This is a genomic window from Adlercreutzia mucosicola DSM 19490, from assembly GCF_000422625.1.
In the GTDB taxonomy this organism is placed as follows: domain Bacteria; phylum Actinomycetota; class Coriobacteriia; order Coriobacteriales; family Eggerthellaceae; genus Adlercreutzia; species Adlercreutzia mucosicola.
Window position 1 is genome coordinate 1 of the sequence record NZ_AUGK01000017.1, and the last position, 13,771, is coordinate 13,771.

Here is a 13,771-nt window from a genome sequence, read left to right on the forward strand (position 1 = left end):
GCTTACTTCCACATCTCGGGGCGCACGAGGGTGGGATCCTCGACGCGGTTCGGGAAGTAGTCGAGGCACTCGCCCTCGCGGTAGACGTCGGCGGTGGAGCAGTGCAGGCCGCCGCCGAACGGGTAGGCGTCGCGCAGGTCGCAGGGGATGACGTTCATGCCCAGCTTGTCCATCTGCTCCTGCTGGTGCACCTCGGAGGCCTCCACGATGACGGTCTTCGGGTCGAGGACCAGGCAGTTCATGGACAGCCACACGGAGGAGTAGCACAGCGCCGGCGGCTCGGTGTGGGCCGGGTCGGCGGCCTCGACGATCTGCCAGTCGTTGGCCTCGAAGATGGCGCGCTGCGGCTCGGGCAGCGGGCGGTGCGGGTTGTTGATGATCAGGCCGGGGCGCAGCGGCACGAAGGTCGCGTCGATGTGGATCGGGTAGGGGTCGCCCGGGAAGTTCACGGCGTGCACGCGGAACTCGGGGTAGTAGCGCTGGAACCAGTCCATGGCGGCGCGGTTGGTGGTCAGGCCGTGCTGGATGAACAGGTCCTTGCCCATGCGCATCACGTCGGCGGCGTCCCACATGGGCTCCACCTCGGTGGTCACGAAGTCCTTGGCGGCGGTGCGCTCGAGGCGCTCCTCCAGGGTGATCTTCTCGTCGTAGTAGTTGTGCTTGTAGGACTTGTCGGTCAGGCGCGGGCGGGGGGCCTGGGTCCACTTGAAGTCGGGGTCCTGCTCGAAGTACATCTCCATGAGGGGCCAGTAGGCCAGGTACTCGAAGTAGCGGCAGCGGAAGGAGTTGGCGGCGGCCATGATCTCGTTGCCGATGGTCAGCAGGATGTCGCGCGGGGGCATGCAGGTCATCATGGAGTCGTTGCGGAAGTCCGGGGTGCCGATGGCCTGGTTCCACTGCAGCGGGGTCGGGCGGTCGACGACGACGCCGCGGTCCTCGAGGATCTTCACGAGGTTCTCGAGGCACTCGTTGCCGCGCTCGACGGTCTCGAGCGGGCGCAGGCCCCACATGCCGCGCATCTCGGAGTCAACGGGCACCTTCTCGGAGGTGGCGGGCTCCTCCGGCGGGATGACGGAGTTGTCGCAGCGGCCGACGATGACGCGCTTCAGCGGGTCCCAGTCGTTCCAAGAGCTGACGATCTTTGCCATGATTCATTCCTTTCTTGAGTACGCCTTAACCGCACTCGCGACGATGAGGAATAGGAACAATCGATAAAGCCTATGGACAATTGTCATGCTTTATCAATGGGGTCAATATAGCACCGTTTTTGTTCACCTGCAAGAAAAACTTTCCCTGTTTAGAAGATATTTTTTTGTTGACCTATTGCGCATGTGTACAATAAGAAAAAGCGCGCTTTCCACCATCGCGGAAAGCGCGCTTTTTTCGCCATATGGCGGACCCGAAAAAGGCCCGATGGAGCCGCCGAGGGCGTCAGAGGAGGATCAACTGACGCCCCGACAGCGGGTCAACCTAGTCGGCAACGATGACGGTGCCGGTCTCGCCGCGCAGGCCGGCGGCCGCGCACTCCAGCGAGGTGATGAGGGCGCGGCCCTCGGGGAACTTCTCGACGTACTCGATGCAGGCCTCCACCTTCGGCAGCATGGAGCCGGGGGCGAACTGGCCCTGCTCGATGTACTCGCGGGCCTGACTCACGGTCATCTCGGAGATCTCCTCCTGCTCGGGGGTGTTGAAGTTGACGCACACCTTCTCCACCGCGGTGAGGATCACCAGCATGTCGGCGCCCAGCTCGGAGGCCATGAGCGCGCTGGAGCGGTCCTTGTCGATGACGGCCGGGGTGCCCACGTAGCCGCCCTCGGTCTCGAACACCGGCACCCCGCCGCCGCCGGTGGACACGACGATGTAGCCGCCGTCCACCAGGTCCTTGACGGCGTCGAACTCGACGATGCGCTTGGGGATGGGCGAGGCCACCACCTGGCGCCAGCCGCGGCCGGCGTCCTCCTTCACCGTGATGCCCATGGCCTCGGCCTTGGCCTTGGCGGTCTCCTCGTCCATGAACGCGCCGACCGGCTTGGTGGGGTTCTGGAACGCGGGGTCGTCGGCGTCGACGACGGTCTGGGTCACGATGCAGGCCGTGGAGCGCGGGATGTCGCGGGACTTCACGTCGTTTAAGATGGCCTGGGACAGCTGGTAGCCGATGTAGCCCTGGCTCATGGCGCCGGCCTCGGGGAAGGGCATGTCCGGGGTCTTGTCGTCGTTGGCCGCCGCGTAGGCGAACGCGTTGTTGATCATGCCGACCTGGGGGCCGTTGCCGTGGGACACGACGACGTTGGTGCCCTCCTCGATCATGTCGACGATGTGCTTGGCGGTGTTCTGCACGAGCTCCAGCTGCTCCTGGGGGGTGTTGCCCAGGGCGTTGCCGCCCAGAGCGATAACAACGGTCTTGCCGTCGCCCTTTTCGTAAGCCATTTACTTTACCTCAATCTGTTCGGTGAACCGCCGGCCAGCCTTGGTTGCATGTAAGAGCGGCGAGACGGTTGCAGGTAACATGGAACATGCAACGGATTCGATTCTACGGTTTTCGCCCGTGACGGGCCTTTTCGTCGCGCTTCCGTTGGCAAATAGTAAAGGGAGGGAGCGGGCGCGCTGCCCGCTCCCCGGAGGTGCGATTTAGCCGCACAGGGTGGCGTACATGACCGCCTTGATGGTGTGCATGCGGTTCTCGGCCTCGTCGAAGACCTTGGACTGCTTGGACTCGAACACCACGTCCTCGACCTCCATCTCGGTGACGCCGAAGCGCTCGGCGATGTCGGCACCGATGGTGGTGTTGGTGTCGTGGAAGGCCGGCAGGCAGTGCAGGAAGATGGCCTCGGGGTCAGCCATGGCCATGACCTCCTTGGTCACGCGGAACTTCTCGAGGTGCTTGATGCGCTCGGCCCACACCTCGTCGGGCTCGCCCATGGACACCCACACGTCGGTGTAGATGACATGAGCGCCGGTGCAAGCCTCGGCCACGTCGTCGGTGCACTTCACGGTGCAGCCGTTCTCAGCGGCGATGGCGGTGCAGGTCTCGACGAGCTCGGCGTCGGGCATGTTCTCCTTCGGGCCGCAGGCCACGAAGTTCATGCCGAGCTTGGAGCAGACGACCATCAGCGAGCGGGCCACGTTGTTGGCGGCGTCGCCCATGAACACCAGGGTCTTGCCCTTGATGTCGTAGTTGAAGTTCTCCTGCACGGTGAGGATGTCGGCGAGCATCTGAGTGGGATGCCACTCGGTGGTCAGGCCGTTCCACACCGGCACGCCAGCGTTGGCAGCCAGGTCCTCAACGTCGGTCTGGGCGAAGCCGCGGAACTCGATGCCGTCGTAGAAGCGGCCGAGCACGCGGGCGGTGTCCTCGATGGACTCCTTCTTGCCCATCTGGGAGGAGCCGGGATCCAGGTAGGTCACGCCCATGCCGAGGTCCATGGCGCCGACCTCGAAGGCGCAGCGGGTGCGCGTGGAGGTCTTCTGGAACAGAAGCACGATGTTCTTGCCCTCCAGGTAGCGGTGCGGGGTGCCCGTGCGCTTGAGGTCCTTGAAGTTCTTCGAGAGCTTGAGCAGGTAGTCGATCTCCTCGGTGGAGAAGTCCAGGAGGCGCAGGAACGGGCGGCCGCTGAGGTTTACAGGCATGTTGCTTCCTTTCACTAGAAAGTGTTTTATATCGCGCAGGCCTCCTGGGGTTCAGAGAGGCCCGCGCGTCTTTTTCGGCCCAGCGCTGGCTGGCTAGACTGGGCCGGAAAAGCCGTTACAGGATGCGTCCGAGGGACGCGGGTGCGCCGGACGCGAACGTCGGCGCGGGGTGCGCGGTTGCGCGTGAGACCTACAGGGCCTCGCGCCAGGCCGGCATGGACATGCAGCGCGGGCCGCCGCGGCCGCGGGAGAGCTCGGCAGAGGGCATCTCCAGGCAGTTGATGCCGTTCTTGTACAGCACGTCGTTGGTGACGTTGTTGCGCTGGTACACCACCACGGTGCCGGGGCGGACGCACAGCGTGTTGCTCCCGTCGTTCCACTGCTCGCGCTCCGCGGCGATGCGGTCGCCGCCGCCGCAGGGGATCAGCTGCACGGGCTGGCCGACGTACTCGGTCAGGATGGACTCCAGGTCCTCGTCGCGCTCGCGGATCCTGGTGCCGCCGTTGCCGTCGGGGGTGATCTCGAAGACGGTCAAAGGTCCCATGATGCCGGGGTGGATGGTGAACTTGTCGTAGTCGATCTGGGTGAACACCGTGTCCAGGTGCATCATGGCGCGGTTGTTCGGGATGTTAAACGCCAGGATGGTGTCGATGGAGGAAGTCTCGTCGTTGAACACGTTGTGAGCGATGGCGTCGATGGCGTCGGGCTCGGTGCGCTGGGAGATGCCGATGGCCAGCACGTGGTCGTTGATGTTCAGCACGTCGCCGCCCTCGATGTGGAAGGTGTCGTTGCGATCGTAGTAGGTCGGGGTGCCGGCGAAGTCCGGATGATAACGGAAGATGTAGTCGCCGTAGATGGTCTCGCGGTTGCGAGTGTGGGCGTACATGCGGTTGATGGACACGCCGTTGCCGATCATCGCGAAGGGGTCGCGGGTGAAGTACAGGTTCGGCATGGGGGCGCACACCAGCTTGCAGCGATCGGACACCATGTCCACCAAAAGATGGGTGTCAGAACCGGGCAGCTCCTGGAGGTTGATGCCCGCCATGGTCTTCATGACCATATCCTTGGTGCCGGCGTACTCGGCGTTGATGTAGTCCTTGATGATGTTCTTGTAGATGTCGGTGCGAATGCCGGCTTCGAAGATCCACTGATCGAGGAACTGGTCGCGCAGCTCGGGGTTGCCATCGATGACCTGGGTCATGAGGTCCTCGAGGTAGACCACTTCCACACCCTCGCCACGCAGGATGTCGGCGAACGCGTCGTGCTCGGCCTGGGCGACCTCCAGGAACGGGATGTCGTCGAACAGCAGCTCTTCCAGCGTGTTCGGGGTAAGGTTCAACAGCTCATCGCCAGGACGGTGAAGAATGACCTTCTTCAGGTTGCCGATCTCGCTCTTGACGTTTACTCCTTGCATAAAGCTCTCCAATCCGGCGCGTGTGCCGCGCCAACACTGCTGAGAAGTCGCAGCCCCTTCAGCTGCAACCCACCGCATTCGGTGCGATGCCCACAATGCCGCAGAAACACCCCGAAGCGGAAGGGCTAAAGAAGGCCTAGCCGTAGGTATAACTGATGATTATGCCTCGTGCTAACCGCCTACACCCTTCGTAAACGCTGGGCGAAACGCGCCGTTGTCCTCGGGTTTCTTGGATCGCAGCGAAAACCCGGTGGGCAACACCCCTGCAACCGACGTCACGATTTTTCTCGGCTGGGGAACATCATCGCAACCGTTCGATTTGTCGATGGTCTCAAAATATCATCATTTTTGTTCACTTGCAATAAAAATATTCCTATAGCTTCGCCTTCTTTTCAAATTTTCTTCTAGGAAGGCACTCATATTGACCGACGGACGTTTTCGGCGTGAATGGAGGCAACCGGGATGACCTCTTTATATAATACCTGTTCAAAGCTTTAGTCTATCAAAATTACGGACTATGACCGCCCCTTGTTGACTGGATGAGCACTGATATCAACAATAGAGCTGCCGCCCTTGTATGGGCTGGTCGGATGCCCTTTTCGCCAGTGGGTTGAGAAAAATATCTAGTGCAGGTGAACAATTTTTCTGAAGGGCGTATACTCCGAGAGGCACATCCCGTCGATCAAGGAGCGCTCCATGGATTCTCCCCTTTCCGCTGCCGATCTTCTGCTGACATCCCAGGCGGTCTTCACTGGCCTGGACGAGGAGCCGGTTGCGGCTACCGTGGCGGTCACAGGCGATCGCATTATTTGGGTGGGACCAACCGATCAGGTGCCCCCCGAGCTGCGCGGGCCCGCCACGGTGGAACGGAGTCTCGGCGATGCCCTGCTCATGCCGGGCTTTCACGACGCCCATCTGCACTTCTTCCATTCCGCCCTGTATCTGTCGCCCTTGGCCGAGCGCTTCTGCGGCGAGAACGAGGCCGACGCCGTGGCGCGGCTGGCGCCCCTGGCGGTCCGGCGGCCCGCGGGCTCGTGGCTGCTCACCCAGGGTTGGCGCGATTACCTGTGGAATCCGGCGGGTATGCCGAGCCGCGCCTCGCTGGATGCGGTCTATCCCGACCGACCCGTGGCCATGTATTCCGGCGACGCCCACACCCTGTGGCTGAACTCCTGCGCCCTGGAGCGCCTGGGCATCACGGAGGAGAGCGAGCCGCCGGCGGGCGGTTCCTACGACCGCGACGAAGAGGGACGCCTCACGGGCATCGTGCGCGAGGCGGCGGCCATGGCGCTGATGCCCCGCATCGTGGACGAGTTCTCGCGCGAGGAGCTGCTGGACGCCTACCGATCGTTCGCGGCCTACTGCAACGAGCACGGCATCACCGGGGTGTGCGACGTGTCGCTCATGGCCATGCCCGGGCTCGATTTCGTGCGGGACGACCTGTTCGCGGCCTTGGAGGAAGCCGACGAGCTGACCCTGCGCGTGTCGATGTTCCCCACCCTGTTGGAAGATCGGGGGCGCCTGGCCGCGCTGCAGGCGGCCCACACCGGACCGCTGCTGAGCGCCCGGGGATTCAAGCAGTTCTTCGACGGCGTGTCGAGCCAGCACACGGCCTGGGTGCACGACCCCTACAGCAACGCCCGCTTCGAGGGCGACTGCGGGCGGCCCACGGTGGGTGCCGCAGCGATGGAGGCCCTCGTGGCGCCCGCGGCGGCCGAAGGCTCGGCGGTGCGCATCCACGCCATCGGCGACGAGGCCATTCACCAGTGCCTCGACATCTTCGAGCGGCATCCGGTGGCGCAGGCCGAGGAGGCGGGGGCGCTGGCCAAGGCCTCGCTGGCCCCGACCCCCACGGGCCCCGCCGAGGCCAGCGCGCAAGCGGAGGCACTCGCGCGCCGCCACACCATCGAGCACTTGGAGAACTTCCAGCCCGACGACATCGCGCGCCTGGCAGCCGCGGGCATCGTGGCCAGCGTGCAGCCGCGCCACATCACGCTGGATCCGGGCGGCCCCGAGCGCGACCTGGGCCCCGAGCGCGTTCCTTATATGTGGCCCTTCCGCACCCTGCTGGATTCCGGCGCCGTACTGGCCTTCGGCACTGACTCGCCCGTGACCGACATCGACCCCATTCCGGCCGTGTACACCGCCGCCACGCGCCGCGACGCCGACAGCCGCCAGCCCGAGGGCGGCTGGCTGCCCGCTGAGCGCATCACACTGGCCGAGGCTCTGCGCGCCTATACGGCCGGCAGTGCCATCGCCGCCCAGCGCGAAGGCGAGGTGGGCCTTTTGGCCCCCGGCATGTTCGCCGACATGACCGTGCTGGCCCCCAACCCCTTCACCCTGGACGCCGAGGATATCCAGCAGACTCAGGTGCAGGCCACCTACGTGGGCGGCCGCACGGTGTACGAGCGGCAAAGCCGGTAGAGGCTGCGAAACGAGCGGGGCTCCGCATCCTGCGTCCCGTGGAGACGCGGGGCGCGGGGCTCCGCGAACAGCCGATTTACGGGAGCCCAACGACGGGCTCGGCAAAGGCGTGTCGGAGGCCGCTCCCCTAGCCTTCCAGCGTCTTGGCCATCTGCCAGAGGGCCTCCAACTCGTCCATCGTCATATCTTCCACGCGACGGCCCTGACCGGCCGCGGCCCCCTCCATGAAGGCCCAGCGCGTGCGGAACTTCATGCAGGTGGCGCGCAGGGACTCCTCGGCCTGAACGCCCATCTTGCGAGCCACGTTCACCAGGGAAAACAGCACATCGCCCATTTCCAGCTCCACGGCAGCCAGGGCAGCGGAGTCGGCCGAGCCATCCACCTTGCCGTTGCTCGACTTGGGCGCCGCGGCGTAGGCGGCGCGCAGCTCGGCGATCTCCTCTTCCACTTTGGCCCATACGTCGTCCACCGTATCCCACTCGAAGCCCGCCGAGGCAGCCTTCCGCGAGATCTTCTGGGCCTGCTTCAGCGCGGGGAAGCTGCGTGGCACGCCATCGAGCAGGCCGGCCGGCGCCGCGGCGGCGCTGTCAGCCGCCTCTTTCTCGGCCATCTTCACCTGGTCCCATACATCGAGCACCTCGTTGGCGTCCCCCGCGGCGGCATCGCCGAACACGTGAGGATGGCGGCGGACGATCTTCTCGTTCACCGTGCGGCACACATCATTAATAGTGAACTCGCCCGCATCGGCGGCGATCTGCGACTGCAGCACCACCTGCAACAGCACGTCGCCCAGCTCCTCCTGCATGTGGGGCACGTCGCGCGCCTCGATGGCATCCACGGCCTCGTAGGCCTCTTCCACCATGTTGCCGGAAATGCTCTGATGGGTCTGCTCTTTGTCCCAAGGGCAACCGTCGGGGGCGCGCAGGGCCTCGATGGTGGCGACGAACTCATCGAACGCCGGATGGGGCCGCACCTGCACGTCGGCTACTAATGTCTCTGCCATAGACTTCGCTTCCTTCCTCGGAGGTTTTCTCGGCATTATAACGCCCCCGTGCCAGGCCGCCGTCGCCCCGTCGCGATTTTCGGACCTGCTCGTATCAGGTCTTGCAACGCATGTGAACGATCATTTTCACCATTAAATCCCCATTTAGAGGGTAGAAAAGTGGGTTATTTCGACAAATCATGGCCCAATCGGCGGAAATGGGGTGTACAAGTGCATCATTTCTATTATTATCGTCTCTGCTAAAAGCGAGGAACGCTGGCATCTGGTCCCAACGATGCCAGCGTTCCTCGAGTGAATGCCCTGGTAACAGGGCGCCGAGAAGAAAGAGAAGTGATATGCCCGCACCTACCATGACCCCCGAGCAGCGCGCCGCAGCCCTCGAGAAGGCCCGCATCGTCCGCGCCGAGCGCTCCGAGCTCACTCAGAAGCTGTCCATGGGCCTGCTCACCCCCGCCGAGGTCCTCGACCAGACCGAGAACCCGGTGATCGGCCGCATGAAGGTGAAGGCCTTCGTGAACGCCCTGCCCGGCTACGGCAAGGTGAAGACCGAGAAGCTCATGGAGGAGCTGGGCATTCCGGCCGAGCGCCGTCTGCAGGGTCTGGGCTCCAACCAGATGCAGGCTCTGAAGGACGCCCTGGCTTAGGTCATCGTCCTTTGAGCACTTCCAAGCGCCAGCCTTTATAATGGGCTGGCGCTTTTTTTGTTCTGGCCCATCGAGAATCTGGCTTGGAATGAACGGTTTGGGGTACGAAAGCCCCCCTTTCGCGGCCATTCCCCATCCGCAGCCAGGGGAAACACGGGGAACATGTCGCGCCACGCAGCATATTTTTCCCTCAATTTCCCCCAAACCGTCCATTCCAAGCCCATTTTCCGGTTTCACCCCGAAAGGACGCCCATGACGCTCGTATATCTTGACTCGCTGAGCGATCCGCGGCTGGACGCCTACGCGCGGCTGACCGAGGCGCAGCTGCGCAGCAAGCTGGAGCCCGAGCGCGCCGTGTTCATCGCGGAATCGGAAAAGGTCATCGAGCGCGCCTTCGCCGGCGGCATGGAGCCGCTATCGCTGCTGATGGAAGAGAAATGGCTGGATGCGATGGCGCCGCTCATCGCATCCATGGAAGCGCGGGCTCGCCAGCGGCTCGGTGCACCGGAGCTGCCCGTGTTCGTGGCGCCCCACGACGAGCTGGCGCGGCTGACCGGCTTCGAGCTGACCCGCGGCGCCCTGGGAGCCTTCCGCCGGCCCACCCTGCCGAGCCTGGCCGACACCCTGCGCGATGCGCGCCTCGTGGCGGTGCTGGAAGATGTGACCAACCACACCAACGTGGGGGCCATCTTCCGCAGCGCAGCGGCCCTGGGCGTGGACGCCGTACTCGTCAGCCCCGCCTGCTACGACCCGCTGTACCGCCGGGCCGTGCGCGTGTCCATGGGCACCGTGTTCCAAGTGCCGTGGACGCGCATCGGAAATCTGGACGAGCCCAACCGCCCCGGCGAGGGCGCCTGGAGCGCCGAGGGCCTCTCTGCGCTGCATGATTTGGGCTTCACCTGCGCTGCCATGGCCCTGTCCGATGACTCGGTCACTCCTGATGAGCTTGTCACCCTCTTGGCCGAGCGCAAGGCGGCCACAGGCGAGGCTGCAAAACTGGCGCTCTTGTTCGGCACCGAGGGCGACGGGCTGGCGCCAGCTACCATCGCCCGCTGCGACTACACGGTGCGCATCCCCATGGCCCACGGCGTGGACTCGCTGAACGTGGCCGCCTCCAGCGCCGTGGCCTTCTACGCCTTCCGCCATTTGAGCCAGCTGGGGAGGTAGCCCGTGAGCGAGAACCGCCAATCCCGCTGCGTCGCCATCGCCGCCTGGGCGGTGCGGCTCTGCTTCGCCTTTGTGTTCGCGGCGAACGTGCAGTGCGCCCTGGGGTTCGCCCTTATGCCCGAGGCCTACATGGGCGCCTACGAGCTGGCCGGTGCATCGGGGCGCGTCGCCACCCAGGGCATCGGCGTGGCCTTCCTCATGTGGAACTGCACCTATCCGCTCGTTATCTGGCAGCCGTGGCGCCATCGCGTGCTGGCGGTTGTCGTGCTGATCCAGCAGGTGGTAGGACTCGTGGGCGAATCGCTCATCCGCGCCACGCTGCCCGCAGGCCACGATCTGCTCGCCCGTAGCATCGACCTCTTCATCACCTTCGATGCGGTGGGCCTCGTGCTCATGGGCGCGTCCTTCGCCGCGCTGCTCTTTGCCGCGAAATCTTGCAACAAACGCCGATAGATAGACACCTGCCGAACTCTGCCGGCGAAAACATGGGACGCCGGTCAGAGAAATGCCTGGTCGACGTCGCGAGATTGGCCGCCATGCCAGGCGGCATCCCTCTGTCGCTGCGGAAGATGTCTACCTACTGGCGTTTGTTGCGCAAAATTCACCCTTACGGAAACGAAGACGGCCACCCAGCAAGGGCGGCCGTCTCTTCCTTGATCGGAAAGCTGCGAAGAGTCCGCGCGGGCCTTTCCGTTTGCCGCCTTACTTCATGAGGGCGGCGATGGCCTGGGCGAAGGCCAGGGGGTTGTCGGGCATGATGCCCTCAACGATGAGCGCCTGATCGAACAGGAGGCTCGCATAATCGCGCACCTTCCCGTCGTCGCCAGCCTCGTGGGCCGCTTGCAGAGTGGCGAACACGGGGTGCTTCACGTTCACCTCCAGGGCCAGGTGCAGCTCGGGCAGCTCCTCGGCACCGGGCTGGCTCTTGAGCACCTGCACCATGGCCAGCGACACGCCGCCCTCGCTGGTGACCACGGCCGGAGCGTCGGTGAGCCGGGTGGACACCACCACGCGCTCCACCTTGTCGCCCAGCGCCTCGCGCATCGCCTCGAACAGCTCGGCGTTGCTCTCGGTGGCCTCCTCGGCCTCCTTCTTCTCTTCCTCGGTGGTCAGGCCCAAATCGTCGGCGCCCACGTTCTTGATGAAGTAGGGCTGCTTGTTCTCGTCGTCGCCGTCCACCGCGTGCTCGCCGTAGGTGCCCATAGCCATCATGCAGAACTCATCCACATCCTGGTCGCACAAAAGCACGTCGTAGCCCTTGGCCAGCACCGTGGTCACGAGCGGCATCTGCGCTAGGCGCTCGCGCGAATCGCCCGCGGCGTAGAAGATGGCATCGGCACCGGCCGGCGCATCGGCCAGGTACTCATCCAGCGTGATCATCTTCTGCTGCTTGGCGGAATAGAACAGCAGCAGGTCGGCCAGGGCATCCTTCGCCATGCCGTAGCTCTGGTAGATGCCGAACTTCAGCGTGCGGCCGAACTGCTCGAAGAAGCGCTCGTAGGCCTCGCGATCATCGTCGCGCATGTTCGCCAGGTCGGCCTTGATCTTCTTCTCGAGGCGACGGGCGATGGCGCGCAGCTGGCCGTTGTGCTGCAACGTCTCGCGGGAGATGTTCAACGTGAGATCGGAGGAGTCCACCACGCCGCGCACGAAGCCGAAGTAGTCGGGCAGCAGCTCCTCGCACTTGTCCATGATGAGCACGTTGGCCGAGTACAGGGCCAGGCCGCGCTGGTAGTCCTTCGAGTACATGTCCCAGGGCGCACGGCTCGGCACGAACAGGAGGGCATCGTAGTTCAGCGAGCCCTCGGCATGCACCGAGATCGTGCGGGCCGGGTCCTCGAAGTCGTGGAAGTCGGTCTTGTAGAACTCGTTGTACTCCTCCTGGCTCACCTCCGACTTGCGGCGCTTCCAAATGGGAATCATGGAGTTGATGGTCTCGATCTCGGTGTAGGTCTCCCACTGGGGCGCAGCGGGCGCCTCGGCGTCGTCGCCCTTGGCGGCCTCGGGCGCCTCCACCTTGCGCGTGCGGGTGACCTCCATCTTGATGGGATAGCGCACGTAGTTGCTGTAGCGCTTGATGAGCGAGGTCAGGCCATGTTCGGTGGCGAAGGTGCCGAAGGACTCCTCATCGGTGTCGTCCTTCAGGTACACGATGACGTCGGTCCCGTGCTCGGAGCGCTCGGCGATGACCATGTCGTAGCCCTCCACGCCATCGGATTCCCAGGCCCAGGCCTCATCCGAGCCCACAGCGCGGGAGATGACGCGCACCTTCTTGCCCACCATGAAGGCGGAATAGAAGCCCACGCCGAACTGGCCGATGATGTCCACGTCAGTGAGATCGGCAAGGCCCTTGGGCTCGCCTTCGGCCTCGCCCTCGGTTACGGCCTCGGCGGCCTCCTCGGCACGGGCGGCCTTGAACTCGTAAGAGTCGGAATGGGCGATGGTGCCCAGGTTCTTGTCCATCTCGTCTTTGGTCATGCCGATGCCGTTGTCGGACACCGTTACCGTGCGCGCCTCGGCATCGAAGGCCACGGAGATGGCCAGGTCATCGCGGCCCACGGCCACGTCCGGATCGGTCAGGCTGCGGAAGTACAGCTTGTCCACGGCATCTGAGGCGTTGGAGATGAGCTCGCGCAGGAAGATCTCGCGATTGGTGTAGATGGAGTTGATCATGAGGTCGAGCAGTTTCTTGCTCTCGGTCTTGAACTTGCGCATCGGGCATTCCTTCTTTCATACGGTCGGAAGACACTTAACCGCCCGAGTGTAGACCGTCCGCAGGTGAGGTCTCGCGGGTCCCTTGAGCTGAAAGGCAACGGTTGACCTGCGACGATAAGGACGTTAGCAGTCTTCCCTTTTGAGTGCTAATAGCACATTGTACGCAGAAGGAAACCTAAGTCAACCCCTATCAAGTTTTGTTCACAGAGAAGGGAGCGCCACCTGCACCGCTGCCTCATCCCGCATACGGAGGTAGGCGAGCATATCGGCGGCATCGAACACACCGGCCGGAGCCTTCCCGCGCATCTGCCTGGGAGAGACCGCCCTTCTCCTCTCGCACAAGGCGCTTGACTTCGCTGCAAATGATATAGAAGGCATCCTTCGCTGACGCGGACGCATAGGCGCTTTTCATGTTCGCAGTCTCGGTAAAATCCATGAGGGCCTTCGACATACCGGACCCCGCCGGCGCATCTTCCAGGAGCTGGCGCATCTCCCTCAGCTTGCGCGGGTTGCGGCGATTCCGCGCCGCGCAGGCCCACACCGCCCGAGCCGCCTGAGACGGCGTCCATCCGATGCCCTCGAACGCCTCGTTGCCCGCGATGCGAATACCGTCGTCAATCCGCATGTTCATCTGACCAGTCGTCATGGCAACCTCCTCAAAAGCTGTTTCAAGGAAGTACATCATGATCTCCAATTGCTATACATTCATAACGCCATCCACCAGAAGGGCCATCACCCATGGCTGGCGATGGCCCTTCAAAATGCCCGTTCAAGCAC

The 13,771-nt window shown here is 63.9% G+C and carries 11 protein-coding genes; 4 read left to right on the forward strand and 7 right to left on the reverse strand.

The genetic code is table 11. From position 1 onward, the window contains the following. Window positions 1–2: 2 nt before the first annotated feature. The 4 genes from G503_RS0109925 to arcA form a co-directional block, all read right to left on the reverse strand. Window positions 3–1,148: a serine/threonine protein kinase gene (locus G503_RS0109925; protein WP_028026562.1), complete on the reverse strand. Its 1,146-nt coding sequence runs from the start codon at window positions 1,146–1,148 to the stop codon at window positions 3–5. 322 nt (window positions 1,149–1,470) lie between these two features. Further along, complete coding sequence (gene arcC, locus G503_RS0109930) at window positions 1,471–2,427, reverse strand: carbamate kinase (RefSeq protein WP_028027447.1); 957 nt, start codon at window positions 2,425–2,427, stop codon at window positions 1,471–1,473. A gap of 201 nt (window positions 2,428–2,628) precedes the next feature. After that, entirely contained in the window at window positions 2,629–3,627 is a 999-nt protein-coding gene (gene argF / locus G503_RS0109935) for an ornithine carbamoyltransferase (RefSeq protein WP_028027448.1), read from the reverse strand. 190 nt (window positions 3,628–3,817) lie between these two features. Next, complete coding sequence (gene arcA, locus G503_RS0109940; RefSeq protein ID WP_028027449.1) at window positions 3,818–5,041, reverse strand: arginine deiminase; 1,224 nt, start codon at window positions 5,039–5,041, stop codon at window positions 3,818–3,820. A 696-nt stretch (window positions 5,042–5,737) separates the two neighbouring features. On the opposite strand from arcA, the gene G503_RS0109945 reads away from it, so the two are divergent. Continuing rightward, complete coding sequence (locus G503_RS0109945; RefSeq protein ID WP_028027450.1) at window positions 5,738–7,465, forward strand: amidohydrolase; 1,728 nt, start codon at window positions 5,738–5,740, stop codon at window positions 7,463–7,465. A 127-nt stretch (window positions 7,466–7,592) separates the two neighbouring features. On the opposite strand, the gene mazG is transcribed toward G503_RS0109945, so the two are convergent. Beyond that, window positions 7,593–8,468, reverse strand: coding sequence for a nucleoside triphosphate pyrophosphohydrolase (mazG, locus tag G503_RS0109950; RefSeq protein WP_051191119.1), 876 nt, complete (start codon window positions 8,466–8,468; stop codon window positions 7,593–7,595). A 335-nt stretch (window positions 8,469–8,803) separates the two neighbouring features. On the opposite strand from mazG, the gene mihF reads away from it, so the two are divergent. The 3 genes from mihF (at window position 8,804) to G503_RS0109965 (ending at window position 10,732) form a co-directional block, all read left to right on the forward strand. Beyond that, window positions 8,804–9,112, forward strand: a complete 309-nt coding sequence (gene mihF, locus G503_RS0109955; protein ID WP_028027452.1) for an integration host factor, actinobacterial type — start codon at window positions 8,804–8,806, stop codon at window positions 9,110–9,112. Window positions 9,113–9,364: 252 nt separating this feature from the next. After that, window positions 9,365–10,279 (forward strand): TrmH family RNA methyltransferase, encoded by a 915-nt coding sequence (locus tag G503_RS0109960; protein ID WP_028027453.1) that lies wholly within the window; start codon window positions 9,365–9,367, stop codon window positions 10,277–10,279. A 3-nt stretch (window positions 10,280–10,282) separates the two neighbouring features. Next, a complete protein-coding gene (locus G503_RS0109965; protein ID WP_028027454.1) occupies window positions 10,283–10,732 on the forward strand; it encodes a hypothetical protein in 450 nt (149 codons plus the stop codon). Window positions 10,733–10,981: 249 nt separating this feature from the next. Here G503_RS0109965 and htpG read toward each other — a convergent pair whose 3' ends face one another. Together htpG and G503_RS14755 are read right to left on the reverse strand one after the other, a co-directional pair. Then, window positions 10,982–12,994: a molecular chaperone HtpG gene (gene htpG, locus G503_RS0109970; RefSeq protein ID WP_028027455.1), complete on the reverse strand. Its 2,013-nt coding sequence runs from the start codon at window positions 12,992–12,994 to the stop codon at window positions 10,982–10,984. Between the two features lie 235 nt (window positions 12,995–13,229). Next, complete coding sequence (locus G503_RS14755; RefSeq protein WP_235715546.1) at window positions 13,230–13,679, reverse strand: type II toxin-antitoxin system RelB/DinJ family antitoxin; 450 nt, start codon at window positions 13,677–13,679, stop codon at window positions 13,230–13,232. Window positions 13,680–13,771: the final 92 nt, after the last annotated feature.